The 25,863-nt window shown below is 60.2% G+C and carries 24 protein-coding genes and 1 riboswitch; of the genes, 11 read left to right on the plus strand and 13 right to left on the minus strand.

The features are described 5' to 3' along the window. Positions 1-104 precede the first annotated feature (104 nt). The 4 genes from JS46_RS12370 (at position 105) to JS46_RS12385 (ending at position 5,095) form a co-directional block, all read left to right on the plus strand. Positions 105-1,919, plus strand: a complete 1,815-nt coding sequence (locus JS46_RS12370) for a glycoside hydrolase family 15 protein (protein ID WP_033751539.1) — start codon at positions 105-107, stop codon at positions 1,917-1,919. A gap of 185 nt (positions 1,920-2,104) precedes the next feature. Further along, on the plus strand, positions 2,105-3,193 hold the full coding sequence (locus tag JS46_RS12375; protein ID WP_033751542.1) for a L,D-transpeptidase family protein: 1,089 nt from the start codon (positions 2,105-2,107) through the stop codon (positions 3,191-3,193). Between the two features lie 67 nt (positions 3,194-3,260). Further along, positions 3,261-3,755, plus strand: coding sequence for a glutathione peroxidase (locus JS46_RS12380; RefSeq protein ID WP_033751545.1), 495 nt, complete (start codon positions 3,261-3,263; stop codon positions 3,753-3,755). 332 nt (positions 3,756-4,087) lie between these two features. Next, a complete protein-coding gene (locus JS46_RS12385) occupies positions 4,088-5,095 on the plus strand; it encodes a hypothetical protein (protein ID WP_033751547.1) in 1,008 nt (335 codons plus the stop codon). A gap of 215 nt (positions 5,096-5,310) precedes the next feature. Here the strand turns inward: JS46_RS12385 and JS46_RS12390 are convergent, their stop codons facing one another. Continuing rightward, positions 5,311-6,336 (minus strand): transporter, encoded by a 1,026-nt coding sequence (locus tag JS46_RS12390; protein ID WP_033751550.1) that lies wholly within the window; start codon positions 6,334-6,336, stop codon positions 5,311-5,313. A gap of 165 nt (positions 6,337-6,501) precedes the next feature. Between JS46_RS12390 and JS46_RS12395 the strand changes: the two genes are divergently transcribed. Next, positions 6,502-8,106, plus strand: a complete 1,605-nt coding sequence (locus JS46_RS12395; RefSeq protein WP_033751553.1) for an inorganic phosphate transporter — start codon at positions 6,502-6,504, stop codon at positions 8,104-8,106. 17 nt (positions 8,107-8,123) lie between these two features. Here JS46_RS12395 and JS46_RS12400 read toward each other — a convergent pair whose 3' ends face one another. The 4 genes from JS46_RS12400 to JS46_RS12415 form a co-directional block, all read right to left on the minus strand. Then, a complete protein-coding gene (locus JS46_RS12400; RefSeq protein ID WP_033751556.1) occupies positions 8,124-9,311 on the minus strand; it encodes an MFS transporter in 1,188 nt (395 codons plus the stop codon). Between the two features lie 72 nt (positions 9,312-9,383). Beyond that, positions 9,384-10,334, minus strand: a complete 951-nt coding sequence (gene dusC, locus JS46_RS12405; protein ID WP_033751558.1) for a tRNA dihydrouridine(16) synthase DusC — start codon at positions 10,332-10,334, stop codon at positions 9,384-9,386. Positions 10,335-10,338: 4 nt separating this feature from the next. After that, positions 10,339-11,688, minus strand: coding sequence for an ATP-dependent RNA helicase RhlE (gene rhlE / locus JS46_RS12410; protein ID WP_033751560.1), 1,350 nt, complete (start codon positions 11,686-11,688; stop codon positions 10,339-10,341). A gap of 207 nt (positions 11,689-11,895) precedes the next feature. Continuing rightward, on the minus strand, positions 11,896-12,288 hold the full coding sequence (locus JS46_RS12415) for a YbhQ family protein (protein WP_033751562.1): 393 nt from the start codon (positions 12,286-12,288) through the stop codon (positions 11,896-11,898). 179 nt (positions 12,289-12,467) lie between these two features. Between JS46_RS12415 and JS46_RS12420 the strand changes: the two genes are divergently transcribed. The 3 genes from JS46_RS12420 to JS46_RS12430 are packed head-to-tail and all read left to right on the plus strand — an operon-like array spanning position 12,468 to position 15,438. Continuing rightward, the gene (locus JS46_RS12420) at positions 12,468-13,229 is read left to right on the plus strand and encodes an endonuclease/exonuclease/phosphatase family protein (RefSeq protein ID WP_033751565.1); all 762 of its coding nucleotides are present in this window, start codon (positions 12,468-12,470) and stop codon (positions 13,227-13,229) included. Further along, a complete protein-coding gene (clsB, locus tag JS46_RS12425) occupies positions 13,226-14,470 on the plus strand; it encodes a cardiolipin synthase ClsB (RefSeq protein WP_033751567.1) in 1,245 nt (414 codons plus the stop codon). Before JS46_RS12420 ends, clsB begins: the two co-directional genes overlap by 4 nt. Beyond that, positions 14,470-15,438 carry a lysylphosphatidylglycerol synthase domain-containing protein gene (locus tag JS46_RS12430; RefSeq protein WP_033751569.1) on the plus strand — a complete coding sequence of 323 codons (969 nt, stop codon included), beginning with the start codon at positions 14,470-14,472 and terminating at the stop codon, positions 15,436-15,438. Before clsB ends, JS46_RS12430 begins: the two co-directional genes overlap by 1 nt. A gap of 51 nt (positions 15,439-15,489) precedes the next feature. Here the strand turns inward: JS46_RS12430 and JS46_RS12435 are convergent, their stop codons facing one another. Both JS46_RS12435 and JS46_RS12440 read right to left on the minus strand, forming a co-directional pair. Beyond that, positions 15,490-16,197, minus strand: coding sequence for a Bax inhibitor-1/YccA family protein (locus JS46_RS12435; protein ID WP_033751572.1), 708 nt, complete (start codon positions 16,195-16,197; stop codon positions 15,490-15,492). Between the two features lie 92 nt (positions 16,198-16,289). Next, positions 16,290-17,384, minus strand: a complete 1,095-nt coding sequence (locus JS46_RS12440; RefSeq protein WP_033751575.1) for a DUF1615 domain-containing protein — start codon at positions 17,382-17,384, stop codon at positions 16,290-16,292. Between the two features lie 150 nt (positions 17,385-17,534). Here JS46_RS12440 and JS46_RS12445 point away from each other — a divergent pair, with 150 nt between their 5' ends. Next, positions 17,535-18,320 carry an OBAP family protein gene (locus JS46_RS12445; protein ID WP_033751578.1) on the plus strand — a complete coding sequence of 262 codons (786 nt, stop codon included), beginning with the start codon at positions 17,535-17,537 and terminating at the stop codon, positions 18,318-18,320. On the opposite strand, the gene moaE is transcribed toward JS46_RS12445, so the two are convergent. The 5 genes from moaE to moaA form a co-directional block, all read right to left on the minus strand. After that, positions 18,317-18,769, minus strand: a complete 453-nt coding sequence (moaE, locus tag JS46_RS12450; protein WP_033751581.1) for a molybdopterin synthase catalytic subunit MoaE — start codon at positions 18,767-18,769, stop codon at positions 18,317-18,319. The two genes, JS46_RS12445 and moaE, sit on opposite strands and share 4 nt — an antisense overlap. A gap of 1 nt (position 18,770) precedes the next feature. Further along, on the minus strand, positions 18,771-19,016 hold the full coding sequence (moaD, locus tag JS46_RS12455) for a molybdopterin synthase sulfur carrier subunit (protein WP_033751584.1): 246 nt from the start codon (positions 19,014-19,016) through the stop codon (positions 18,771-18,773). Beyond that, the gene (gene moaC, locus JS46_RS12460; RefSeq protein ID WP_033751587.1) at positions 19,009-19,491 is read right to left on the minus strand and encodes a cyclic pyranopterin monophosphate synthase MoaC; all 483 of its coding nucleotides are present in this window, start codon (positions 19,489-19,491) and stop codon (positions 19,009-19,011) included. Before moaC ends, moaD begins: the two co-directional genes overlap by 8 nt. A gap of 3 nt (positions 19,492-19,494) precedes the next feature. Beyond that, positions 19,495-20,010: a molybdenum cofactor biosynthesis protein B gene (gene moaB, locus JS46_RS12465; RefSeq protein WP_033751590.1), complete on the minus strand. Its 516-nt coding sequence runs from the start codon at positions 20,008-20,010 to the stop codon at positions 19,495-19,497. Positions 20,011-20,026: 16 nt separating this feature from the next. Then, positions 20,027-21,013 carry a GTP 3',8-cyclase MoaA gene (moaA, locus tag JS46_RS12470; RefSeq protein ID WP_033751592.1) on the minus strand — a complete coding sequence of 329 codons (987 nt, stop codon included), beginning with the start codon at positions 21,011-21,013 and terminating at the stop codon, positions 20,027-20,029. Then, positions 21,003-21,137, minus strand: a riboswitch (molybdenum cofactor riboswitch). (Overlaps the previous gene by 11 nt.) Positions 21,138-21,316: 179 nt before the next feature. Here moaA and yvcK point away from each other — a divergent pair. After that, positions 21,317-22,222: a uridine diphosphate-N-acetylglucosamine-binding protein YvcK gene (gene yvcK, locus JS46_RS12475; RefSeq protein ID WP_033751595.1), complete on the plus strand. Its 906-nt coding sequence runs from the start codon at positions 21,317-21,319 to the stop codon at positions 22,220-22,222. A 4-nt stretch (positions 22,223-22,226) separates the two neighbouring features. Here yvcK and uvrB read toward each other — a convergent pair whose 3' ends face one another. Next, positions 22,227-24,248 carry an excinuclease ABC subunit UvrB gene (gene uvrB / locus JS46_RS12480; RefSeq protein WP_033751598.1) on the minus strand — a complete coding sequence of 674 codons (2,022 nt, stop codon included), beginning with the start codon at positions 24,246-24,248 and terminating at the stop codon, positions 22,227-22,229. An 889-nt stretch (positions 24,249-25,137) separates the two neighbouring features. Here uvrB and JS46_RS12485 point away from each other — a divergent pair. Further along, on the plus strand, positions 25,138-25,860 hold the full coding sequence (locus JS46_RS12485; RefSeq protein WP_033751601.1) for an ABC transporter ATP-binding protein: 723 nt from the start codon (positions 25,138-25,140) through the stop codon (positions 25,858-25,860). Positions 25,861-25,863 lie beyond the last annotated feature (3 nt).

The following is a 25,863-nucleotide window of genomic DNA, read 5'->3' on the forward strand; positions in this document are numbered from 1 at the left end:
GGTATCGGGTAAGCTGAAGTATAGAAGCAATCGGGTAATGTCCAGCCGCAGCCGCTTCTGCCGCTTTGTCTATAGTTAACAGATTGCCCGCTATGGAGATGAGGATGAGCACGATAAAACGCCCGATCGAAGATCACGGCATCATTGGCGATCTGCGCACCTGCGCGCTGGTGGCCAACGACGGCACCATTGACTATCTCTGCTGGCCGGCGCTCGACAGCCCCTCGGTGTTCGCCGCGCTGCTCGACAGCGACGACGCCGGGCTTTTTTCGCTGGCGCCGGAGTGGGAAAACGTACGGCGCCAGCAGCTCTACCTGCCGGATACCAATATTCTGCAGACGCGCTGGCTGGGCGCAGAAGGCGTCGCAGAGATCACCGACTATATGCCGATCTGCGACGACGCGAAAAAACAGCCGCGCCTGGTGCGCCGGATCAAAATGGTGCGCGGCAGCGCCTGGTTTAACATGCGCTGCGCGCCGCGTCACGACTACGCCCGCGCCGAAACCCGCGCGCAGGCCGCTGGCGACTGCATCGACTTTTACGCCGAGAACCAGCCGACGCTGCGGCTCGCCGCCACCGTGCCGCTGACCTGCGAAGCGGACGCCGCGACGGCGCGTTTTGAACTCCAGTCGGGCGAGCACGTCGAGTTCGAATTCGGCAACCAGGAGGACGCGCGCATCGGCGACGTCGCCACGGAAGTCTGCTTTGAAGAGACCCTCGACTACTGGCGGCGCTGGAGTAAAAAAAGCAACTACAGCGGGCGCTGGCAGGAGATGGTGCAGCGCTCGGCGCTGGCGCTGAAGCTGCTGACCTCCAGCCAGCACGGCTCTATCGCCGCCGCCGCCACTTTCGGCCTGCCGGAAGAGTTGGGCGGCGTGCGCAACTGGGACTATCGCGCCTCCTGGATCCGCGACGCCTCGTTCAGCATGTATGCGCTAATGCGCCTGGGCTACGTCGACGAAGCGAAACACTTTACCCGCTGGGTCGGCCGCTGCGTCGAGAACAGCCACCATGACGAGATGCGTCTGCAGGTGATGTATCGCCTCGACAGCGGCATCGAGCTGCATGAGATCGAGCTGCTTAACCTCTCCGGCTACGCCGACTCGCGGCCGGTGCGCATCGGCAACGACGCCTGGCAGCAGACGCAGCTCGATATTTACGGCGAGCTGATGGACGCAGTCTATCTGGCGAACAAGTATGGTGAGGCAATCTCGGAACGCGGCTGGCAGCACGTGGCGCAGATGATCGATATGGTGTGCGAAAGCTGGAACCAGCCCGACGCCGGTATCTGGGAGATGCGCGGCGAGCCGGAGCATTTTCTTCATTCACGCCTGATGTGCTGGGTGGCGCTGGACCGCGCGCTGCGCCTCGGCATGAAGCGGTCGCTGCCGATGCCCTACACCCGCTGGGACAGCGCGCGCAGCGAGATCCGCGCCGATATCTGGCAAAACTTCTGGAATGCCGAGCGCGGCCATTTTGTCTCGACGCGCCACGGCGACCATCTCGACGCTTCGATGCTGCTGATGCCGCTGGTGCGCTTCGTCGGCGCGACCGATCCCGAGTGGCTGTCGACGCTCGACGCCATCAAGCGCGAGCTGGTGAGCGACGGCATGGTGCGCCGCTACAATATCGACGAGACGCCTGCCGACGGTCTGACCGGTTCGGAAGGCTCTTTCGGCGCCTGCTCCTTCTGGTACGTGGAGTGTCTGGCGCGCGCCGGCCGCATCCACGAGGCGCATTTCGAATTTGAAAAGCTACTGAGCTACGCCAATCCGCTGGGTTTGTATGCCGAGGAGTTTGACAATCACGGCCGCGCGCTGGGCAATATGCCGCAGGCGCTGACCCATTTGGCCCTGATCAGCGCCGCCTTTTTTCTCAACCGTAAACTGAGCGGCGAAGTGACCTTATGGCAGCCCTGACCGGCTTCGTTATCGCGGCAAGGAGGCCCGATAACACAGCTGGATACCTAAAGTCTGCGATGGCTGCTAAAATCCTGATTCACAACATCGAAACAATGCCCATATAATGTGCAGCCGGCCACGCTGACCGGTACGGGTTCGATAAACTGACAAGCCTGCTAACAGGCCATAACGACTTGTAAAATATGAAAATGATTCGCGCGTTCGCTTCAATGGCTCTGGCGCTGGCTGCATTCAGTCAGTCCGCCTTCGCTGTGGTTTACCCCTTACCAGCCGCCAACAGCCGTCTGGTTGGGCAAAATATTGAGATTACCGTCCCTCAGGACAACAAACTGCCGCTGGAAGCCTTTGCGGCGCAGTACCAGATGGGCCTCAGCAATATGCTGGAAGCCAACCCGGGCATGGACGTCTACCTGCCGCAGGCGGGCAAAAAAATGATTATTCCGCAGCAGCTGATTCTGCCTGACGCCCCGCGCGAAGGCATCGTGATCAACAGCGCGGAGATGCGCCTCTACTACTATCCGAAAGGCACCAAAACCGTTGTGGTTCTGCCGATCGGTATCGGCGAGTTAGGCAAAGATACGCCGGTCAACTGGACGACGACCGTACAGCGCAAGAAAGCGGGTCCGACCTGGACGCCGACCAAAGCGATGCATGCAGAGTACGCGGCCCGCGGCGAGAGCATGCCAGCAGTGTTCCCGGCCGGTCCGGACAACCCGATGGGCCTTTACGCGCTCTATATTGGTCGTCTGTATGCCATCCACGGCACTAACGCCAACTTCGGTATCGGTCTGCGCGTCAGCCACGGCTGCGTGCGTCTGCGCGCCGACGACATCAAATGGCTGTACGATAACGTGCCGGTCGGCACGCGCGTGCAGTTCATCGACCAGCCGGTTAAAGCGACGGTAGAGCCGGATGGTTCGCGCTACGTAGAGGTGCATAATCCGCTCTCTACTACCGAAGAGCAGTTCAACTCGCGCGAAGTAGTGCCGATCACCCTGACCTCTGCGGTGACCAAAGTGATCACCGACGCCAGCGTCAGCCAGGATCAGGTCAACGCGGCGATTCAGAACCGCACCGGCATGCCGACCAAAGTGAACGGCGTTGCCGACAGCGTGCAGACCGCGCCGACCGAAGTACCGGAAGCGCCGGGCGCGCAGCCGCAAGAACAGCCGATGACGCCGGTTACGCCGCAGGGCGCGAACGTTGTCGACCCGAATGCCGCACCGCAGGCGCAGCCTGTTGCTCCGGCTCCGGCTAATAATCCCTCGTAAGGGTTGTTGGTAAATCGCTGTTTTAAAAGCCCGCTTCTGCGGGCTTTTTTATTCTGAGGATGCTGTCATGACCGCTTTTCATCAACTTGTCGCCACCAGCCTGCGAGGCGAACTTATCCCTATGGCCAACTACGCCGGCAAGCTGGTGCTTGTGGTCAACACCGCCAGCCACTGTGGTTTTACGCCGCAATACGCCGGCCTGGAGTCGCTTTACAAAAAATACGCTGCGCAGGGGCTGGTGGTGCTGGGTTTTCCCTGCAACCAGTTCGGAAAGCAAGAACCAGGCGGCGCGGAGGAGATCGCGCAGACCTGCCATATCAACTATGGCGTGAGCTTCCCGATGTTCGAGAAAGTGGCGGTCAACGGCGCTTTAGCGCACCCCATTTTTCGTTATCTGAAAAGCGAGCTGCCCGGCGTGCTGGGTGGGCGCATCAAATGGAATTTTACCAAGTTCCTGATTGGACGCGACGGCAAGCCGCTCAAGCGCTTTGCGCCGATCGCTACGCCGGAGAAAATGGAAGCGGCTATCCGGGCGGCGCTTGAAAGCCAGGCGGCTGGGTAGTTTGAATCACTGATTCCTGGCGCGTTTCCGACAGGCAAAGGGGAGATGTGCGGGAAAAAACCTTTGCACCTGGCCTGCTTCTTGTCCGCGTAAACCGGCTTTGTGGCAAAAGCGGCGCTCTCTTAGCTCCATAGCGCCCACAACTCTACAGCGGTACAGAATGCAATATTTTTTATCCTGCAGACAATTGCCTTCCAGAGTTCTCAGCCTCTGGCTCGGTGAGAATCTGTCTGCCGCCAGGGAGTCACAGGCAAACGCACATTGACTTTTGATTAACGCATATTTATAGAAGTATGCAAGTCACGGTAACTTTTCTCAGGAGATACAGGCTTATGCCATTGCAGGATGACCTTAAACAGGAAGTTATAGAGTCTGTAAAGAAATCACTGACCTTTAATATTTTCTATCAGAGAATAAGGCCAGATATATCACCGTTTATTGCTGCCACTTCAAAAGTGCCTTTAAAAAGCCTTGATGAATGGGAGCGCCTCATTCAACAGACGATTTCCTTGTCTCTTCAGCGGTTTAATCCGTTACGTACAAGGGTCGAAGACCGTTTGGTTGGCTCTCTCAGATGGCTTGATATATGTAACGCTAATGGTTTCAGAAGGGAGAGAGCGTTAAGGATATTAGCAGGTGACGCACCTAATAGTTTTTTATTCGCTTTGATCGTCAGAAAACTAAATGACTGGGTTCCTCAGGTAAGAGAAGCAGCACGTGATGCCCTACTTTTGATAGCTAAGGATTCTGATCCAGAAATTATTGTTGATGTTTTGTTTATAACACTGCCCTACTGGGATTCATGGGGGAGAATGGGAGAAAAAGAAAAAGAGACGCTGATGGAAATTATTTTAATGGACAAAGTAACTCGCTGTCTAAAAAAACGACTTATATTATCTACTTCAGGACCTGCTGCTACTATATTTATGCAGACAGGCCGAACGTCAGCCTTAGACAATTTTGTGGCTGAGATTGCAGAATCATCGGTTCAACCCTCTTTGCGAGCAAGAGCATATCGCTGTCAGTTTGAAGGAAAATTTGTCTGGGCTGAGGGGACAGAATGGCAGTGGATCGACAAAGCATACGGCATAAGACGGCGCATTCCTGCTTTAAAAGAACGAACAATATCGATAACAACCCCTTTCCTTGAAAATCTGAGGGCGGCGGCAATCGATCGCTCTCCAATGGTTCGGCGTATAGCTGGCGAAATGCTTATTAAAGAGTTAGATAATATCGGTGATGAAGCTTTCAGCCTGGCAAAAATGCTGGCATCCGATATATCAGCCTCAGTAGCAGAAAGAGGAAAATATGCTCTGGCAGACTTACAAAAACGTAAGTGACGTCTTAATTGCAAAGGGTATATAAAGTCTGTCGATTTTACTGCTTGGGCAGTCTCTTCTAATCTGCTCTAAATTGCATCACAACGTCCTGAGCTTATTCATTTTAAGAGCGGTGCTAACGTCCGCTCTTCGCTTATAGCGAACAACCAACGCTTCCTCTGCTTGTCCCCCATCACGGAAGCGCGCACAACCACACTGCCCCGATAGCCTTTCCTTCACTTCCGCGGCCTTCTCAGCGCCAGCCAGCCCGCCACGATGGTAAACGCCAGCACCACCAGCACCAGAATCAAAAAGCCGTGCGCATTGCCCGCCAGCGGGATGCCGCCGACGTTCATGCCGAAGAAGCCGGCGACGATATTGATCGGCAGCGCCAGTACGGTAATCACGGTTAACAGAAACAGCGTGCGGTTGCTCTGCTCCATCAGGCGCGCGGCGATCTCCTCCTGCAGCAGCCGGATGCGCTCCATCAGGCTGGCGAGGTCGTTAAGCACTACGCTGAACTCCTCGGTAAAGGCGCGCAGCTCGCGCAGCGTATCGCGGTTCAGCCAGGCGGGCGGACGATTCAGCAGGCGAAACAGCGCGGCCGGCTCCGGCGCCAGCAAACGCTGAATACGCAGCAGCATGCGGCGCAGCTGCCCCAGTTCGCTGCGGTTCGCCTTGATCGCCGGGCTGAGCAGCCGCTCCTCGATCGCGTCCACCGCCAGGCTGGTGCGCCGCACCACCTGCTCCAGCTGCCGCTCCTGCTCGCCCAGCAGGCTGAGCAGCATCTCTTCAGCGTTGCGAAAGGCGCACGACTGCAGGCGCTGGTGCATGCGTTCGATCATATCGACCTGGCGATAGCGCGCGCTGACCAGCAGCTGGCGACGGCACCAGATCCAGAGGGTGGCGTTCTGCGCGCTGTGCTCTTCCTGGCTAAAGGTGACGTCGTTAAGGATCGCCATCAGCGCCTCGCCCTGCTCCGCCAGCCGGGTGCGCGACGAGGCGGAATGGATCTCCTCGAAGAAATCTTCATCAACCTGAAAATGGCGCTGAACCCAGTGCTGGGCGCGGGCGTGATTAAGATTGATATGCAGCCAGAGAAACTCGCCGTCGCGGCGCGGACTCTCTCCGGCCTGCACCGCTTCGCGCGCGTTCAGGCGACGCGGCGGCGCGTCGGGCGACATCAGATAGCCGTGAATTAAACCGGCGACCTCGTCGTCGAAATCGGATTTATTAGGCGCCAGCAATAGCTCAGAAACCATGGATGGACTAAATATCAGAGCGGACCAGATCCACAGCCTGATGCAGAGTGATGACAGAATAATGACAGCGGCCGCGCAACATCATTGTTCTGTCATATAAAGCGCGTATCCCTGCCAGTAATGGGTGCGGACAGGGCGCGCCCGTCACTATCCACCGAGGTGTTTATGAGCGAAAACAGCTTATCGTCATCCCCATCGGTTGCCGGGCGTCCCAACCTTACTGGCAAGCGCAACCGTTTTTCAAAACCGCTGTTTCTTATCCTGCTGATCGCCGGGCTCTCTTTTGCCGGGTTCAACTTGTTCAGCGACGTACAGGAGACCGACACGCCGGTCACCAGCTACGTCCCCTTCTTTCTGCTGGGCCTGGCGCTAGTGATCGCGCTGGGGTTTGAGTTCGTTAACGGCTTTCACGATACCGCCAACGCGGTGGCGACGGTGATCTACACCCACTCGCTGACGCCCGGCGTGGCGGTGGTCTGGTCAGGACTGTGCAACTTTCTCGGCGTGCTGCTCTCCAGCGGCGTGGTGGCGTTCGGCATTATCTCGCTGCTGCCGGTCGAGCTGATTTTGCAGGCGGGCAGCGGCGGCGGCTTCGCCATGGTCTATGCGCTGCTCTTCTCCGCCATTATCTGGAATCTGGGCACCTGGTATCTCGGCCTGCCCTCCTCCTCTTCCCATACGCTGATCGGTTCGATTATCGGCGTCGGCGTCGCCAATGCGCTGCTGCACGGTCGCAGCGGCATGAGCGGCGTGGACTGGGATCAGGCGATTAAAATCGGCTATTCGCTGATCCTCTCGCCGCTGGTAGGTTTTATCTGCGCCGCGCTGCTGCTGCTGGCGATGAAGGCCTTTATTCGCAACCGCGACCTCTATGAAGCGCCGAAAAGCAACGAGCCGCCACCGGCCTGGATCCGCGGCCTGCTGATCCTGACCTGCACCGGCGTCTCCTTTGCGCACGGCTCTAACGACGGGCAGAAAGGCATGGGGCTGATTATGCTGATTCTGGTGGGCACCATGCCGATCGCCTATGCGCTGAACCGTTCGCTGCCGCCGGATCAGATCCCGCGCGTGGCGGCGCTGGCGCAGGTGACGGAAAACCAGCTGCTGCAGCTACAGCCCGCCAGCGCCCGTCCGCCGGTCGCGCGCGACGTGCTGACCGACTATGTGCGCACTAATCAGATGAACCCCAACGTGCTGCCCGCGCTGGCGCTGACGCTGGGCGACATCAGCGAGCAGATCCGCCGCTACGGCTCCATGGAGAATATCCCGGCGCAGGCGGTGTCGAACACCCGTAACCAGATGTACCTGACCTCGGAATCGATCAAGCATATCCAGACCAATAAAGTGGCGATGCCGGAAGAGACGCAGCGCAATCTGACGGCGATTAAGCATGAGCTGGACAGCGCCACGCGCTTTATTCCGATGTGGGTGAAAGTGGTGGTGGCGATTGCGCTGGGCCTCGGCACCATGGTCGGCTGGCGTCGCATCGTGGTGACCGTGGGCGAACGCATCGGCAAAACCCACCTTAACTATGCGCAGGGCGCCAGCGCGGAGCTGGTGGCGATGGCGACCATCGGCGCGGCGGACAGCTTCGGCCTGCCGGTCTCTACCACCCATGTGCTCTCGTCCGGCGTGGCGGGCAGCATGGCGGCCAACCGCTCCGGCCTGCAGCTCGCCACGCTGCGCAACCTAGCGATGGCGTGGATCCTGACGCTGCCGGTTTCTGTTTTGCTGGCCGCCGGACTCTACGCCCTTTTCTCGCAGTTCTAGTGGCCGTCGGCGCGGCGCTACGCCGCGCCGCTGTAGCGCTGCATCAGGCGCAGCGTAATGGCGAAGGCGCCCAGCACCATCATCGCCGCCGCCAGATAGACCGACTGCATGCCCCAGTAGCCAATCAGCAATCCTGCCACCGGCCCGGTCAGGCCGAGCCCCAGATCGAGAAACGCCGAGTAGACGCCGAGCGCCGAGCCCTGATCCTGCCGCTCTACCTGTTTCACCGCCTCCACGCCCAGCGCCGGGAAAATCAGCGAAAAGCCGCAGCCGGTGAGCAGCGCGCCGAGATCCACCAGCAGGCTACTCTCCGCCTGCCAGATAATCAGCAGCCCGGCGCACTCCAGCAGCAGAGAGACGATAGCGACGCGCAGCCCGCCGAAGCGCGTTATGGCGCGGCTGAACAACAGGCGAAACAGCACGAAGCCGAGGCTGAACAGCGACAGCGCGAAGGCGGCGCCGCTCCAGTCGCGGCTGGCAAAGTAGAGGGTAATAAAGGTGGAGATGACGCCGAAGCCGATGGTACCGAAGCCGAGCGCCAGGCCGAACAGCCAGACGCGCGAAAAGACGCGATGAAACGGAATGCGTTGCCCCTGACTCACCTCGACCGCCGGTTTGCGGCTCGCCAGCAGATAACCCACGACGCCCATCAGCGCCACCAGGCCGGCAAAGCCGCTGATGCCCAGCCCCTGGTTCAGCATCACGCCGAGCGGCGCGCCGATCGCCATCGCCAGATAGGTGGCGACGCCGTTCCAGGAGATCACGCGCGCCGTCTGCAGCGGCCCGACGATGTTCATGCCCCACAGCGTGGAGCCGGTGCTGCTGAAGCTCTCGCCGACGCCGAGGAACAGGCGTCCAGCCGCCAGCAGCAGCAGGCTGACCAGCGGCCAGTCGCGGCACAGCGCGGCGATAATGGTCATCACGCCGCTCATGCCGCAGAGCAGCGTGCCGAGCATCACCACCCGTTTCGGCCCCAGGCGATCCGCCAGCCGGCCTGACTGCGGACGGCTCAGCAGCGTGGCGAAATATTGCAGGCTGATAATCAGACCCGCCACAAACGAGCTGAAGCCGAGCTGGTTATGCACGAAGCCCGGCAGCACCGCCAGCGGCAGCCCGACGGAGAGATAGCAGAAGAAGGTGAAGATCAGAACCGAGAGAATGCGTTTGTTGAGTTGACCGTTAGTCAGTACCGCGACATCAGACATAGCAGGCTGGCTTGTTGTGAAAAATGGCTTTCACTATACGCTTAGCCTGCTAACGGGTCGCCTGAATTTTTGTCACAGGGCCAGCGAGAGGGCCTGTCGGTCGATCGCCTCGGCGATAGCGGCGGAGTGTCTTAGCGCGCGAATGTCGGTGAACAGGCCGTCGGCCTGCGGATAGGCTTTGCGCAGGTAGCCGAGCCACTGCTTGATACGCGCGACGTGGTAGAGGCCTGTGTCGCCCTGCTTCTCCAGCCGCGTATATTTCTGCAGCAGCGCCACCACGTCCGGCCAGGCCATCGGCGCCTCGTTGTACTTCACCACCAGGCTGAGGTTCGGCACGTTGAGCGCGCCGCGACCGATCATCACCGCATCGCAGCCGGTGGCGCTCAGACACGCCTGCGCGCTCTGCCAGTCCCAAATCTCGCCGTTCGCCACCACCGGGATGCGCAGCCGCTGACGGATCTCGCCAATCGCCTGCCAGTTGATCGCCTCGGCGCGGTAGCCATCCTCTTTGGTGCGGCCGTGCACCACCAGTTCGCTGGCGCCCGCCTGCTGCACCGCGTCGGCGATTTCAAAGCGCCGCTCGCCGGAATCCCAGCCGAGACGCACTTTCACCGTGACCGGCAGATGCGACGGCACCGCCTCGCGCATCGCTTTCGCGCCGCGATAGATCAGTTCGGGATCTTTCAGCAGCGTAGCACCGCCGCCGCTGCCGTTCACCAGCTTCGAGGGGCAGCCGCAGTTAAGATCGACGCCCCAGGAACCCAGCTCGGCCGCGCGCGCCGCGTTCTCAGCCAGCCATTCAGGATGCTGGCCGAGCAGCTGCAAACGCACCCGCGTGCCCGAAGGCGTGCGGCTGTTATTGCGCAGCTCGGGACAGAGCCGGTAAAACGATTTTACCGGCAGCAGCTGATCCACCACGCGCAAAAACTCGGTGACGCAGAGGTCGTAGTCGTTGACCTCGCTCAGCAGCTCGCGCACCAGCGAATCCAGCACGCCCTCCATCGGGGCAAGCAACACCCGCATGGCGTTACGCGGTTCCGGTTTTCTTCGCAGCCGGACGACGCGACGGACGCGCAGGCTTAGCGCCCTGCTCAGACTGGCTCTGACGGCGCGGCTGCGGCGCGCGTTTGTCGCCCTGCGGACGTGCAGATGACGGCGCGCCGCCCTGGCCACGACCGCGGCCGCGCGGCTGCTGTTGCTGGCCGCGACCGTTTTGAATCGGCTCCGCCTTGATGCTCGGATCCGGCTCGTAGCCCGGCACCGCCATACGCGGGATCTCGCGCTTCAGCAGACGCTCGATATCGCGCAGCAGCTTGTGCTCATCCACGCAGACCAGAGAGAGCGCGGCGCCGGTTGCGGCGGCGCGGCCGGTACGGCCGATGCGGTGCACATAATCTTCCGCCACGTTCGGCAGTTCATAGTTCACCACGTGCGGCAGCTCTTCGATATCGAGACCGCGCGCGGCGATATCGGTCGCTACCAGCACGCGGATCGCGCCGGTTTTAAAGTCTGCCAGCGCGCGGGTACGGGCGCCCTGGCTTTTATTACCGTGGATCGCCGCGGCGGTGATGCCATCTTTATTCAGCTGTTCCGCCAGGTGGTTGGCGCCGTGCTTGGTGCGGGTAAATACCAGCACCTGCTGCCAGTTGCCTTCGCCGATCAGCTGCGAAAGCAGTTCCCGCTTGCGCTTCTTGTCGACGAAATGCACCAGCTGCGATACCTGCTCGGAAGCGGTGTTGCGGCGCGCCACTTCGACCTGCTCTGGGTTGTGCAGCAATTTTTCCGCCAGCGTTTTAATGTCGTCGGAGAAGGTTGCGGAGAAAAGCAGGTTCTGGCGCTTAGCCGGCAGCTTGGCCAGCACGCGACGGATGTCGTGGATAAAGCCCATGTCGAGCATGCGATCCGCTTCGTCCAGCACCAGCACTTCGATCTGCGACAGATCGACCGCGTTCTGGTGTTCCAGATCGAGCAGACGGCCCGGCGTGGCGACCAGAATATCGACGCCGCCGCGCAGTTTCATCATCTGCGGGTTAATGCTGACGCCGCCGAACACCACCAGTGAACGCAGCTCCAGGTATTTGCTGTAGTCGCGCACGTTTTCGCCGATCTGGGCGGCCAGTTCGCGCGTCGGGGTCAGGATCAGGGCGCGTACCGGACGACGACCGCGTCCCGAGGCAGCCTGAGTAGAAAGCTTTTGCAGCAGCGGCAGCGTAAAGCCGGCGGTTTTGCCGGTACCGGTCTGCGCGCTGGCCAGCAGATCGCGCCCGGAGAGCACCACAGGGATCGCCTGGCGCTGGATAGGCGTAGGTTCACGGTAGCCCTGTTCAGCGACCGCACGCAAAATATCGGCGCTCAGGCCGAGAGAGTCAAAAGACATTAAGTGTGTTACTCCGGTCCGCCCTGACCGCGATTCACGGTGTAGTTTTCAGGGGGGAAAGTGACGCCAGCCGAGGGCTAACGTGTGAAAAGGGCACAAACTACGATGCGTAAGGCAGGCAGTGTAGCAGCTTTCGTCGCGGGGTGCGAGAAAGGCAGAAACAACAAGGGCCGCCTTGCGGCAGCCCCTGATAGCGAACGCGGAAGCTTAGCTGCGCTTCTTCTGGATGCGCCCTGCCGGCTCTTTCGCCAGCAGCGAGACCAGCGCCGGCCCTACCAGCATCACCACGCCCAGCATGCCGATCAGCAGGGCGTTATGGATGTAGCGCGAGACGATAAACAGCGTCATCATCGCCGCGCCAAAATAGTAGGTGGTAGTCGCTTCTTCAAGATAATCACCGATGCGACGCAAACGAACACTACGCTGCAGGACCAGCATGGCGATAAACACCACGGCATAGGCGGCTACCAGCGTGCTGCACACTTCGATCAGAGCTTTGTGCTTCCAGCCCCAGATCAGCGCGGCGATCACCAGCGCGTGCATTGCGATATGCACGCAGGTTTGTCCAGTGATGATTTGAACACGATTAGACCATTTCATTCTTTTCTCCTGGCAGACCCAACAGGTCGCCCAAGTGCAACCGGCACAGGCCGGTAACGGTTTCCTCAATGTAAAGCAATTTTCGGATAACGCCCTAAATTTCCATCCTTATCCGCACCCGTTTGTGACAAAGACTACACTTTACTTTTGTTGCTGATGAAAAGGAGTGCGTCGAGAGTATGCCACAAACCAAGCAAGGATTTTCCCTTAAAGTCCTGACGATCAATACCCACAAGGGATTTACCACTTTTAACCGTCGCTTCATCCTGCCGGAACTGCGCGAAGCGGTACGCGCCACCTCAGCGGATATCGTCTTTTTGCAGGAGGTGATGGGCACGCATGCCGTACACCCGCTGCATCACGAGAACTGGCCGGGCACGCCGCACTACGAGTTTCTGGCCGACACCATGTGGAACGACTTTGCCTACGGCCGCAACGCCGTCTATCCGGAGGGACACCACGGGAACGCGATTTTGTCACGGTTTCCCATTCAGGAGTACGAAAATCGCGATATTTCTGTTGCAGGAAGTGAAAACCGCGGCATGTTGCACTGCAAAATCAGCCTGCCGGAGCCGCACGGCACCCTGCACGTGATCTGCGTGCATCTGGGTCTGAAAGAGGCGCACCGCCACGCACAGATGAAAATGATGTGCGACATGGTGGCCTCGCTGCCGCACGACGCGCCGCTGGTCGTTGCGGGCGATTTCAACGACTGGCAGCTGCGCGCCAATCACATTCTGAAGCATGGCGCAGGATTAAAAGAGGTATTTAGCATGAAACACGGTCGCCCGGCGCGCACCTTCCCTGCCCGCTTTCCGCTGCTGCGGCTCGATCGTATCTATGTCCGCAACGCCACGGTCAGTCATCCCTGGGCGCTGCCGCGCAAACCCTGGTCGCACCTGTCGGATCACGCTCCGCTCGCCGTGGAGATCCACCTATGAATTTTGAATGGCGAGAAGGCAACAGTCTGCGTCTGCTGGAGAACGGCGAAGAATTTTTCCCGCGCGTGTTCGGCGCGATTCAGCGTGCCGAACGCAGCGTAATGCTGGAAACCTTTATCCTGTTTGAGGATGAGGTCGGCAACGCGCTGCACCGCGAGCTGCTGGCCGCCGCGCAGCGCGGCGTGAAGATAGAGGTGATGGTGGACGGCTACGGCTCGCCGGATCTCTCCGACAAATTCGTCAACAGCCTGACGGCTGAAGGCGTGCGCTTTATCTATTACGATCCGCGTCCGCTGGTGATGGGGATGCGCACCAACGTCTTCCGCCGCCTGCATCGGAAAATCGTGGTGGTGGACGACGTCATCTCTTTCGTCGGCGGCATTAATTTTTCCGCAGAGCACAACACCAGCTACGGCCCGGAGGCGAAGCAGGACTATGCCGTTGAGGTCAAAGGCCCCATCGTGGAGGATATCACCCGCTACGTGCGCGAGGCGATGGGCAGCGAAGCGGTGACGCGCCGCTGGTGGGGCGGCCGCTCGCATCGCCCTGCGGTCAACGCCGTGCCCGGCAACGCGCAGGTGCTGTTCGTCTATCGCGACAACGACGACCACCGCGACGATATCGAAAAGCACTATCTTGATATGCTGCGCACCGCGAAAGAGGATGTGATTATCGCCAACGCCTACTTTTTTCCCGGCTATCGGCTGCTGCGCGAGATGCGCAGCGCGGCGCAGCGCGGCGTGCGGGTCAGGCTGATCGTGCAGGGCGAGCCCGATATGCCCATCGTCAAAGTCGGTGCGGAGCTGCTCTATAACTACCTGGTGGATGCCGGCGTGGAAGTCTACGAATATATTCGCCGCCCGCTACACGGCAAGGTGGCGGTGCAGGATCGCCAGTGGGCCACCGTCGGCTCCAGCAACCTCGATCCGCTAAGCCTGTCGCTCAACCTCGAAGCTAACCTGATCGTCTACGATCGCGATTTCAACCAGACGCTGCGCGATAACCTGGAACAGCTGCTGGCGAAAGACTGCCAGCGCGTGCAGGAAGATCGCTTGCCGCCGCGCAACTGGTGGCAGCTGACCAAAAGCGTGGTGGTGTTTCACTTCTTACGCCATTTCCCGGCTATCGCCGGCTGGCTGCCCGCGCATACACCACTGATTGCGCAGGTCGATCCGCCGGTTCAGCCGGAAATGGAAACGCAGGACCGTGTCGAAACAGACAATGAAGGGGCGAAATCCTGATGGCGGAAAAACATCCTAAATGGAAGCTGGCGAAGAAGGTGCTGACCTGGCTCTTTTTCATCGCGGTCATTGTGCTGCTGGTGGTCTACGCCCGCAAAGTGAACTGGGAAGATGTCTACAACGTTATCGTCAACTATAACCGCCTGGCGGTGCTGAGCGCGGTCGCGCTGGTGATCGTCAGCTACCTCACCTACGGCTGCTATGACCTGATCGGCCGCGCCTACTGCGGCCATAAGCTGGCGAAGCGACAGGTGATGCTGGTGTCGTTTATCTGCTACGCCTTTAACCTGACGCTAAGTACCTGGGTCGGCGGCGTGGCGATGCGCTACCGGCTCTATTCGCGGCTGGGGCTGGACAGCGCGACCATCACGCGTATTTTCTCGCTCAGCATCGCCACCAACTGGCTCGGCTATATTCTGCTGGCGGGCATAGTGTTTAGCGCGGGTATGGTGCCAATCCCCGGCGGCTGGTTTATCGGCGAGACCACGCTGCGCATTATCGGCGTGGTGCTGCTGGCGGTGGTGGCGGTCTTTCTCTGGGCCTGCGCCTTTTCAAAGCGCCGCAAGTGGACCATCCGCCGTCAGACGCTGCAGCTGCCGTCGCTGCGCATGGCGCTGTTTCAGTTCGCGGTCTCCTCCGCCAACTGGCTGGTGATGGGCGCGATTATCTGGCTGCTGCTGGCGCGTCAGGTGGATTACCCCATCGTGCTCGGCGTGCTGCTGATCAGCAGTATCGCGGGGGTGATTATTCATATTCCGGCCGGGATCGGCGTGCTGGAGGCGGTGTTCCTGGCGCTGCTGAGCGGGCAGCACGCGTCGCACGGCACCATTATTGCGGCGCTGCTCGCCTATCGCGTGCTCTATTTTATTCTGCCGCTGCTGCTGGCGCTGGTGCTCTACCTGATGCTGGAGAGTCGCGCGAAGCATCTGCGCGCGAAGAATGAACAGAAACTGCAGAAGAGTGCGTAGTACGCAATGGCTCCATCCCGGCCTGGCGGGCGGGATGGAGCGCATCGTTCCTTAGCGACGGTTGCCGAAGATACGCAGCAGCATCAGGAACAGGTTGATAAAGTCGAGATAGAGCTTCAGGGCGCCCATAATCGAATAGCGGCGCAGCGACTCGCGGTCGCGCACGTCGATCTGCTCGCCCATCTGGCGCAGCTGCTGGGTGTCATAAGCAGTCAGCCCCACGAAAACTACCACGCCGATATAGGTAATCGCCCACATCAGCGCCGGGCTCTTCAGCCAGAAGTTCACCAGCGACGCCAGCAAAATCCCGATCAGCGCCATAAACAGCAGGCTGCCGAAGCGGCTCAGGTCGCGTTTAGTGGTGTAGCCATAAAAGCTCATGGCGCCGAACATCCCCGCCGTCACAAAGAAGGTGCTGGCGATGGAGGTGTAGGTGTAGGCGAGGAAAATGCTGGCCATCGTCAGGCCGGTCAGCACCGAATAGAGCATAAACAGCCCGGTCGCCAGCGCGCCGCTCAGGCGGTGCACCATGCCGGAGAGCACGAACACCACCGCCAGCTGGGCGATAATCAGACCGAAGAAGGTCATACGGTTGGAAAAGATAAAGAACATGATGCGCTCGTTGCCCGCCGCATACCAGGAGACGAAGGCGGTGAGCAGCAGCCCGCAGGTCATCCAGCCGTAAACCTGCGCCATAAAAGCCTGCAACCCGCTCGTCGCGGGCTGCACCAGAGAATCATTGCGTGGATATCGATCCATGATGCACCTCATGTGAGTGAAAAGGCGTCGGCAAGCCGACGGATATGCCTAATTGTGGCACAGCATGGCTTAACTGCCCCACAATGCGCGCCTCAGCGGCGCGATAAACATTGCTGATAGCGGCTGTCGACGCGCTGCGCGAACCAGGCCGTGGTGAGATTGCGGGTGATTTTCGGGCTCTCCAGCTTGATGCCCGGCAGCATCTCGCGCGGCAGCGGGCGGCCAGCCATCTTGTCCGCCAGCGCGAAGACCTGCTTCCACAGCGTGCTGTCGCTGAAGCTCGCCTGCTCTCCTTTCTCCAGGTCGCGACGAATGGCGCTGTCGCTCATGTCGATCTGCTTCGCCAGGGTGCGCACCGCCAGCTCGGTCGCGCCCGCTTTGTCTGAGCCATAAAGGATCAGATCGCCGTCCAGCGCCAGCTTCATGCCGGTCGCGCGCGCCACCGCCGCCTGAAAAGCGGCGTTGCGGCTGGCGTACCAGCCGGCGTTAAAGTCGGCGAAGCGGTAGATCGGCTTACTGTAGTCCGCCGGATAGCCAAGCAGATGCATAATGCCGAAGTACATGCCGCCGTGGCGGGTAAAGACCTCGCGGCGGATCGAGCCGTCGATCGGCCAGGGATAGCCTTTGGCGTGCGCCTCGGCGAAGCTGATGCTGACCTGCATCGGGCCGCCGGTATGAATCGGGTTCAGGTTGCCGAACAGCGTCTGCCCCATCGGCACCATATCAATAAAATCGTCGAAAATGGCGCTCAGCTCTTTTTCGCTGCGTACTTTGTCGAGCCGCGCCGCATAACTTTCGCCGTTAGAGGATTTAATCATCAGCGCGGTGCGCACCAGGAATGCCGGCACGTGCACCTTTGCCGCGCGGCGGTCGATCTCGCCCCAGGCGATTTTCGGCAGGCCGGGCACCGCCGCCTCGGCGCTGAAGTTCGACTCCTGATCCGCGACGGCGATGGCGGCGCACAGATTGCTGACGCTGGGGTCGATCTGCTGGGTGCGAAACGACGTATAGATATCGGTGGCCCAGCCCGGTTTGTCGCTAACGTGCGCGGGCAGCAGACGCTGAATTTGCGCCTTGACGTCGGCCGGCTGACGCACCGGCGCCTCGGGCGTTTTTTTGGTGCTACAGCCCGCCAGCACCAGCGCGGCGAGCAGTGAGAAACGTTTGAGCGATGCGGAAACTGGCATAGCGGTCCTTGCAGGAAAACAAAACCCTTACCTTAGCACCGAAGCGCGGACAAACCATCAGACGAGGCGTAAATTCCCGCGCTGCCGTCGCGCTTGCGTATCGGCGTTTCTCAGCCAGGCTGAGGTTTTCTCGCGTAAAAGGAAATAGTTATGCAAAAACTCTGGCTCGGTGCCGCCATTGCCCTGCTGCTCAGTGGCTGCGGCGCAAATAACACGCCCGCGCAGGTCGCCTCGCCCGGCGCGCCCACTTCGGCAAAAATGAAAGCGCTCGCCACCGGCGCAGACCTGCTGCAGTCGCGTCCGCCTATCGAGGCGATCAACACCTATCTCGACGGCTTTCACTTCTACAACGGCGATCAGAACGGCCAGATGGAGGCGCACCACTACGTGACGGTGCTGAACGACGACGTGATGCAGGCGGTGATTTACGACGGCAATACCAAAGACGCGCGGCTGATGGGGGTGGAGTACATTATCAGCGCGCGGCTCTATCAGAGCCTGCCGCCGGAAGAGAAAAAGCTGTGGCACAGCCACGACTATGAAGTGAAATCGGGCACGCTGATTGCGCCGGGCCTGCCCCAGGCGGCGGATCACGCGCTGATGGCGCGCATCGCCAATACCTACGGCAAAACCTGGCACACCTGGCATACCGATCGCGACAAAACCCTGCCGATCGGCATTCCGGCGCTGATGATGGGCTTTACCGCCGACGGCCAGCTTGATAATCGCCTGCTGGCGGATCGCGACAAACGTTTCGATATCGACAGCCGCAAGCTGCGGGCGTCGCGCGCCGATATCGTCACCCAGCCGGTGGCGCCGGGCGCTAACGCCTGGCAGCGCGGCGAGGTGATCCAGCTAAAACGCGTCTCCGGCGGCGGCGAGCACGCTCACGGCCATACCCATTTCGGTCCAGCGGAGCAGCTCAGCAAGCCTTAATCCCAGCGCTGCGCGGCCTGATGGTCGCTGTCGCGGGCGTCGACCCAGCGATCGCCCTGCTCGGTGGCTTCGCGCTTCCAGAACGGGGCGCGGGTTTTCAGGTAGTCCATGATGAATTCCGCGGCGGCGAAGGCGCTGCCGCGGTGCGCACTGGTGACGCCGACGAAGACGATCTCATCGCCGGGAAAAAGCTCGCCGATGCGGTGGATAACGCTGACGCGCTGGAGCGGCCAGCGGCTGCGTGCCTCGTCGACAATCTCGTGCATCGCTTTTTCCGTCATACCCGGATAGTGCTCAAGGGTCAGCGCGGCGACGCTGTCGCCCAGGTTGTGATTGCGTACCTTGCCGGTAAAGGTCACCACCGCGCCGTCGGCGTCAGAGGTTGAGAGCCAGGCATATTCGTCGGCCATGCTGAAGGGCGCCGCGCCGACGCGAATTTGCGTTGCCATCTTAGCCTCCCGTGACCGGCGGAAAAAAGGCCACTTCGTCGCCCGCCTTCAGCGGATGCGACATCGGCACCAGCGTCTGATTAACGGCGGCCAGCAGTTTGCCTGCGTCGAGCGCCAGCGCCCAGCGATCGTCTTTTTGCGCCAGCGCGTCGCGCAGCGTCGCCACGTCGGGAAAGTCAGCAGGCATTTCCAGCGAGCTGGTGCCCACCAGCTCGCGCACCTGCGCGAAAAACATCACCTTAATCATGGGCCACCGCCTGGAAATCGCCGGATTTGCCGCCGCTTTTGCTCAGCAGGCGCAATTGGTCGATAACGATATCTTTCTGCACCGCTTTACACATGTCGTAGATGGTCAGGGCCGCCACCGACGCGGCGGTCAGCGCTTCCATTTCGACGCCGGTTTTGCCGCTCAGGCGGCACAGCGAGGTGATGCGCACGCGCTGATGTTCCGGCTCGGCGATCAGGTTGACTTCAACCTTGCTCAGCATCAGCGGATGGCAGAGCGGGATCAGCTCCCAGGTGCGTTTGGCGGCCTGAATGCCGGCGATGCGCGCCGTGGCGAAGACGTCGCCTTTATGGTGGCTACCGTCGACAATCATCTGCAGCGTCTCGGCGGCCATCAGCACCAGCGCTTCCGCGCGCGCCTCGCGCACCGTTTCCGCCTTGGCGGAGACGTCGACCATATGGGCTTCGCCCGCGGCGTTAATATGTGTCAGTTGCATGGCTTACAGCTTCTTTAAGTGTGAAACGAAATTACAGGGACCGGTGCGGGCGTCGATCTGGTCGGCGATAATGCGCTCCCAGGCGCTTTCGCAGGCGCTGGTGGAGCCAGGCATCGCGAAGATCAGCGTGCCGTTGGCGATGCCGGCGACGGCGCGCGACTGCAGCGTCGAGCCGCCGATATCCTCCCAGGAGAACATGCGGAACAGTTCGCCGAAGCCCTCTATTTTGCGATCGAACAGCGGCTCAATCGCCTCTGGCGTAATGTTTTTCGCGTTGAACCCCGTGCCGCCGTTGATCACCACCACCTGGACATCCAGGCTGGCAATCCAGCGCGACACGATAGCACGAATGCGATAGCGATCTTCGCCGACGATGGCGTGATCCACCACCACGTGACCCGCTTCGTGCGCCGCAGCGCGCAGATAATCGCCGGAGGTGTCGCTGCTGGCGTCGCGTCGATCGGAAACGGTCAGCACCGCCAGGTTGACCGGAATAAATTCACCCGTAGATTTGCCCATTGACTCGCTCCTGAGATTAACCGCCGATGAAGGAAAGGTTCTGCGTGATGCCGGTATTGCCCTGATGCAGGAAGTGCGTCTGTTTCTTCGCGCCCAGGCTGTGGGCGATGCGCGCCTGCAGCTCCGCCTGCTGCGCGTCGGAAACCAGCAGATCGCGCAGCGGCACGCCGCTGTCGCCGAACAGGCAAAGATGCAGATTGCCATGCGCCGAGACGCGCAGACGGTTGCAGCTGGCGCAGAAATCGCGCGAATAGGGCATAATCAGGCCGATCTCGCCGACGTAGTCAGGATGGTAAAAGACCTGCGCCGGACCGTCGCTGCGGCCGCGCTCGCGGCGCTGCCAGCCCTGGGCGATCAGCTGGTCGCGGATCACCGCGCCTGAAACGTGCTGGTCGCGGAACAGCGCGCCGCCCTCGCCCGTCTCCATCAGCTCGATAAATCGTAGCTGAATCGGGCGCGTGCGGATCCAGTCCAGAAAGGTTTGCAGGTTGCGGCTGTTGAGGTCGCGCATCAGCACGCTGTTGACTTTGACCTGCTGGAAGCCCGCGTCGAAGGCGGCGTCGATGCCCGCCATAACCTGATGGAACTTGTCCTGGCCGGTAATGGCGTGGAACTGGCGCGCGTCGAGGCTGTCTACGCTGACGTTCAGCGCGGTGAGACCGGCAGCGCGCCAGGCGGCGACGTCGCGCGCCAGCCGATAGCCATTAGTGGTGACGGCGATCTGCCGAATGGCGCGGTTTTCCCGCACGGCGGCAATAATGTCGGTAAAATCGCGACGCAGCGACGGCTCGCCGCCGGTCAGACGCACTTTTTCAGTGCCGGCCGCGGCGAAGGCGCGCGTGACGCGTCGAATTTCATCGAGCGAGAGAAAGCTTTTGTTGCTCACGCCCTGCGGCTTATAGCCGTCGGGCAGGCAGTAGGTGCAGCGGAAGTTACAGACATCCGTCACCGAGAGACGCAGGTAGTAAAACCGACGTGCAAATGCATCAGTAAGTTGTGACACCAGAACACCTTTTCCAAATACGGGAGATGCAGGCATTTCTTTCTGCACCCTGGCAGCGCGTCGGCTGCGGCCTGAACCCCCTATCGTTTGACTTAGGCGTTCAGGCTTTGAGTGTATGTCGCCCACATGGACGACACGGTTGGCAAATGGTAGCGCGAATTTTGCCGCTCTGCCATCCACTACGTGCGCTATATATATTGATACATAACGATTTTTCGCCGCATTTTCGCGGCAGTAAGGTTAACATGGCCCGCTGAAAAAGACGCCGGTACGGTAAGTCGGCAGCGGGTGTAAAGAGGAAATATGAACCGAACTTTGGCAGACCTCGATCGCGTGGTGGCGCTGGGCGGCGGACACGGGCTGGGGCGCGTGATGTCCGCCCTGTCGCCGCTGGGCTCGCGCCTGACCGGCATTGTCACCACCACCGATAACGGCGGCTCTACCGGACGCATACGCCGTTCCGAAGGCGGCATCGCCTGGGGCGACATGCGCAACTGCATCAACCAGCTGATCACCGAGCCGAGCGTCGCGTCGGCGATGTTCGAATATCGCTTTGCCGGCAACGGCGAGCTCTCCGGCCACAACCTGGGCAACCTGATGCTTAAGGCGCTGGACCACCTCAGCGTCAGGCCGCTGGAGGCGATCAATATCATCCGCAACCTGCTCAAGGTCGATGCCTTCCTGATCCCGATGTCAGAGCAGCCGGTCGATCTGGTGGCGTTAGACAGCGAAGGCAATATGGTTTACGGCGAAACCGATATCGACGCCATGACACAGCCGCCGCAGGAGCTGATGCTGCATCCGAACGTGGCGCCGACCCGCGAGGCGCTGGAAGCGATTGCCGAAGCGGATCTGATTCTGATCGGACCGGGCAGCTTTTACACCAGCCTGATGCCGAGCCTGCTGATGGAGGAGATGGCGCGCGCGCTGCGCCGTACGCCCGCCACCATGGTGTTTATCGGCAATCTGGGACGCGAGCTGAGTCCAGCCGCCGCCAGCCTGACGGTGGCGGATAAGCTGGCAATGATGGAGAAATATATCGGCAAACGGGTGATTGACGCGGTAGTGGTCAGCCCGGCCGCTGATACCGCTGGCGTAGAGAAGCGTCTGATCGTGCGCGAGCCGCTGGAGGCCGCCGATATTCCCTATCGTCACGACCGCCAGCTGCTGCGCCTGGCGCTGGAACACGCCATTCAGCGGTTTAGCTAAGCCGCTACGAGGCGGCGATAAAGAGTTCGCGCAGCTGATGCAGCTTGTCGCGCACGTTCGCCGCCTCTTCGAACTCGAGGTTCTGCGCGTGCTGCTGCATCTGCGATTCCAGCTCGTGGATCTTTTTCTGCAGCGCCTGCGGCGTCAGCGCCAGATAGCTGGCATCCGCCTCGGCGGCGCCGCGGCTGCTGGCTTTGGCCTTGCCGCGCGTCTTGATGACGTTCTGACCCAGTTCAAGAATATCGGTGATCTTCTTGTTGAGCCCCTGCGGCACAATGCCTCTTTCCTCGTTGTACTTCTGCTGCTTCTCGCGACGGCGTTCGGTCTCTTCGATGGCGCGCGCCATGGAGTTGGTGATCTTGTCGGCGTAGAGGATCGCCTTGCCGTTAACGTTACGCGCCGCACGCCCGATGGTCTGGATCAGCGAGCGTTCGGAGCGCAGGAAGCCCTCTTTATCCGCATCGAGGATCGCCACCAGCGACACTTCCGGCATATCCAGCCCTTCGCGCAGCAGGTTGATCCCCACCAGCACGTCGAACTCGCCAAGACGCAGATCGCGGATGATCTCCATACGCTCGACGGTATCGATATCTGAGTGCAGATAGCGCACCTTCTCGCCGTGCTCTTCGAGATATTCGGTGAGATCTTCCGCCATACGCTTGGTCAGCGTCGTCACCAGCACGCGCTCGTTGATGGTGACGCGTTTGCGGATCTCCGACAGCAGATCGTCCACCTGAGTCGCCACCGGACGCACCTCCAGCAGCGGATCGAGCAGACCGGTCGGACGCACCACCTGATCGATCACCTCGCCGCCCGATTTCTCCAGCTCGTAGTTGCCCGGCGTTGCCGAAACGTAGATGGTTTGCGGCGCCAGCGCCTCAAACTCTTCGAATTTCATCGGACGGTTGTCGAGCGCGGAAGGCAGGCGGAAGCCATACTCCACCAGCGTCTCTTTACGCGCGCGGTCGCCCTTATACATCCCGCCGATTTGCGGAATGGTGACGTGCGATTCATCGACAATCAGCAGACCGTCAGCGGGCAGGTAGTCGAACAGCGTCGGCGGCGGCTGGCCCGGCCCGCGCCCGGAGAGATAGCGCGAGTAGTTTTCGATGCCCGAGCAATAGCCCAGCTCGTTCATCATCTCCAGATCGAACTGGGTGCGCTGCGTCAGGCGCTGCTCTTCCAGCAGCTTGTTGTTCTCGAGCAGCACCCGACGACGATCCGCCAGCTCGACTTTGATATCTTCCATCGCCTGCACGATACGTTCGCGCGGCGTCACGTAGTGCGTTTTGGGATAGATAGTAAAGCGCGGCACGGTAGAAAGGATCTGCCCGGTAAGCGGATCGAACAGCGACAGCCGCTCGACCTCTTCGTCGAACAGCTCGACGCGCAGCGCGGTATCTTCCGACTCCGCCGGGAAAATATCGATCACTTCGCCGCGCACGCGGAAGGTGCCGCGCTGGAACGCCTGGTCGTTGCGCGCATACTGCAGCTCCGCCAGACGGCGCAGAATGCTGCGCTGGTCGATAATCATGCCGCGCGTCAGGTGCAGCATCATTTTCAGATAGAGATCGGGATCGCCCAGGCCGTAGATAGCGGAAACCGACGCCACGACGATAACGTCGCGTCGCTCCAGCAGCGCCTTGGTGGCCGACAGACGCATCTGCTCGATATGTTCGTTTACCGAGGCATCTTTTTCGATAAAGGTGTCGGAGCTCGGCACATAGGCTTCGGGCTGGTAGTAGTCGTAATAGGAGACGAAAAACTCCACCGCGTTGTCGGGGAAGAACTCTTTCATCTCGCCGTAGAGCTGCGCCGCCAGGGTTTTGTTCGGCGCCAGCACCATCGCAGGCCGGTTAAGATCGGCGATAACATTGGCGACGGTAAAGGTCTTGCCGGAGCCGGTTACGCCGAGCAGCGTCTGATGGGCAAGACCATCCTCCAGCCCCTCTTTGAGGCGACGAATCGCCTCTGGCTGGTCGCCGGAGGGCTGGAAGGCGGAATTTAGTTTAAAGACTTTACTCATGAGATGCGGTTCCTGCTGAAGAATGCGGCGGCTAGCCGAGTCATTTTACTCTGCCGTGGCGATTTTGCCAGAAAATAATACTGGATAAATCACCAGTAACGCGGCACAGTGGGACGCTGGCGCGGCACAACGTCTCGCTGGCTGTAACAACGCCACAACATTTTCGCTGTTGCGCAAGGTTATCCCCAGCCGGAGCGGATTTATAACATTTGTCAAGAGACCGTCATTAAATTTCAGCTCTGTTACGCAGCGGAAAATTCTCAGGCTTGTTTTTTATTAACTACCTGTTTTTTAAATAAATAAGATAAAAGCCCAGTTTCTCAGCATTATGTAACCAGGCCGCGTATTTCCTCGCTTGCGCTCTGTTTTCACTGTCTAATGCACAAGGTTATCCACAGGAATGGTGGATAACTAAAGACAGCCCTTTCGCCATCGGCTGTGCATAATTTTTTGTCCTTAAGCCGCCCGCGTGAAAAAAAAATATTTCCGCTTAAATTCCTGCCGGAAACGTGGCGGTTAACTATGCTTTTTCAGCTCGCCGCTGAATTTTCGTCCAGCCGCGACCGCCTTTAAGACCAGTAAAATTCAACAAGCTGCCGTGCCGCAGCCCCGTTGCACCAGAAACGTCAACTCATCAGCACCGTGAAAGTGCAGCACCCTGATTACCCGCGGTAATTGTTAAGCATTTTTCATCTTTTACCGGCTAATTGCCCCCGGCTGGCGCTTCACGGCCTGCAAAGTGATTCTGGCCCGGTAATTGCAGCGTTCAGCGAGAGGGTTGAGGAAAGTAAGGCATGGCGACATTCGCGCTACCGCCACCGTTGAAGACTTGTTTGCCAGACGTCAAAGAGCGGAAGCATTCAGGCAAGATCTGTAAGAGGAGAGTCAGATGCTGAGTTTACGTTCGGTGAATCAGTTTTACGGACAGAACCATATCCTGTGGGATGTGGATCTCGACCTGCCGCCCGGCACCTGCACCGGCGTGCTGGGCCGTCCGGGCATGGGCAAAACCACGCTGGTGAACTGCATTATGGGTCGCCTGCCGATTAACAGCGGATCGATGACCTGGCAGGAAGATGGCTCGCCGCCGCGCGATCTGCTGCTGCAGCCAGCTGAACAGCGTGCGCGCATGGGGATCGGCTACGTGCCGCAGGGCCGCCATATCTTCTCGCAGATGAGCGTAGAGGATAACCTGCTGATTGCCCTGCTGGCGGGCAGCGGGCAAAGCGACAAACCGCACGTCATCCCCGAGATGGTGTTCGACCTGTTTCCGGCGCTCTATTCGCTGCGGCAGCAGCGCAGCGGCGAACTGCCTATAGACCAGCAGCAGCAGCTGGCGCTGGCGCGCGCGCTAGTGCTGCGGCCCAGATTGCTGATCCTCGACGAACCGACCGACGGCATGTCGCCCTGGCTGGAAGAGGAGATGGGCAACCTGATCCGCCGACTGAATCTCGATTACGGCCTGACCGTGCTGCTGCTGGAACAGCGCGTCTCGCTGATCCGCCGCGTCGCCGACTACTTTTTGCTGCTGCACCGCGGACGCAACGTCGCGCAGGGACGCGTGGCGCAGCTGGACGATCTCACCGTCAATAAGTGGCTGACGGTGAGCTGAAGG

The organism is Pantoea sp. NGS-ED-1003 (assembly GCF_000738765.1).
Taxonomy (GTDB): Bacteria; Pseudomonadota; Gammaproteobacteria; order Enterobacterales; family Enterobacteriaceae; genus Pantoea; species Pantoea septica.

Bases quoted from the DNA above. Each gene is read 5' to 3' on its own strand.
- moaD (WP_033751584.1), bottom strand. From the start codon at position 19,016: ATGATTAAGGTGATGTTTTTCGCGCAGGTGCGCGAGCTGGTGGGCACC.
- JS46_RS12380 (WP_033751545.1), top strand. From the start codon at position 3,261: ATGACCGCTTTTCATCAACTTGTCGCCACCAGCCTGCGAGGCGAACTT.
- JS46_RS12400 (WP_033751556.1), bottom strand. From the start codon at position 9,311: ATGTCTGATGTCGCGGTACTGACTAACGGTCAACTCAACAAACGCATT.
- JS46_RS12430 (WP_033751569.1), top strand. From the start codon at position 14,470: ATGGCGGAAAAACATCCTAAATGGAAGCTGGCGAAGAAGGTGCTGACC.
- yvcK (WP_033751595.1), top strand. From the start codon at position 21,317: ATGAACCGAACTTTGGCAGACCTCGATCGCGTGGTGGCGCTGGGCGGC.
- JS46_RS12445 (WP_033751578.1), top strand. From the start codon at position 17,535: ATGCAAAAACTCTGGCTCGGTGCCGCCATTGCCCTGCTGCTCAGTGGC.
- uvrB (WP_033751598.1), bottom strand. From the start codon at position 24,248: ATGAGTAAAGTCTTTAAACTAAATTCCGCCTTCCAGCCCTCCGGCGAC.
- moaC (WP_033751587.1), bottom strand. From the start codon at position 19,491: ATGCAACTGACACATATTAACGCCGCGGGCGAAGCCCATATGGTCGAC.
- JS46_RS12485 (WP_033751601.1), top strand. From the start codon at position 25,138: ATGCTGAGTTTACGTTCGGTGAATCAGTTTTACGGACAGAACCATATC.
- rhlE (WP_033751560.1), bottom strand. From the start codon at position 11,688: ATGTCTTTTGACTCTCTCGGCCTGAGCGCCGATATTTTGCGTGCGGTC.
- JS46_RS12440 (WP_033751575.1), bottom strand. From the start codon at position 17,384: ATGCCAGTTTCCGCATCGCTCAAACGTTTCTCACTGCTCGCCGCGCTG.
- JS46_RS12375 (WP_033751542.1), top strand. From the start codon at position 2,105: ATGAAAATGATTCGCGCGTTCGCTTCAATGGCTCTGGCGCTGGCTGCA.
- moaE (WP_033751581.1), bottom strand. From the start codon at position 18,769: ATGGCAACGCAAATTCGCGTCGGCGCGGCGCCCTTCAGCATGGCCGAC.
- JS46_RS12390 (WP_033751550.1), bottom strand. From the start codon at position 6,336: ATGGTTTCTGAGCTATTGCTGGCGCCTAATAAATCCGATTTCGACGAC.
- clsB (WP_033751567.1), top strand. From the start codon at position 13,226: ATGAATTTTGAATGGCGAGAAGGCAACAGTCTGCGTCTGCTGGAGAAC.
- JS46_RS12395 (WP_033751553.1), top strand. From the start codon at position 6,502: ATGAGCGAAAACAGCTTATCGTCATCCCCATCGGTTGCCGGGCGTCCC.
- JS46_RS12370 (WP_033751539.1), top strand. From the start codon at position 105: ATGAGCACGATAAAACGCCCGATCGAAGATCACGGCATCATTGGCGAT.
- dusC (WP_033751558.1), bottom strand. From the start codon at position 10,334: ATGCGGGTGTTGCTTGCCCCGATGGAGGGCGTGCTGGATTCGCTGGTG.
- JS46_RS12415 (WP_033751562.1), bottom strand. From the start codon at position 12,288: ATGAAATGGTCTAATCGTGTTCAAATCATCACTGGACAAACCTGCGTG.
- moaB (WP_033751590.1), bottom strand. From the start codon at position 20,010: ATGGGCAAATCTACGGGTGAATTTATTCCGGTCAACCTGGCGGTGCTG.
- JS46_RS12435 (WP_033751572.1), bottom strand. From the start codon at position 16,197: ATGGATCGATATCCACGCAATGATTCTCTGGTGCAGCCCGCGACGAGC.
- JS46_RS12420 (WP_033751565.1), top strand. From the start codon at position 12,468: ATGCCACAAACCAAGCAAGGATTTTCCCTTAAAGTCCTGACGATCAAT.
- JS46_RS12385 (WP_033751547.1), top strand. From the start codon at position 4,088: ATGCCATTGCAGGATGACCTTAAACAGGAAGTTATAGAGTCTGTAAAG.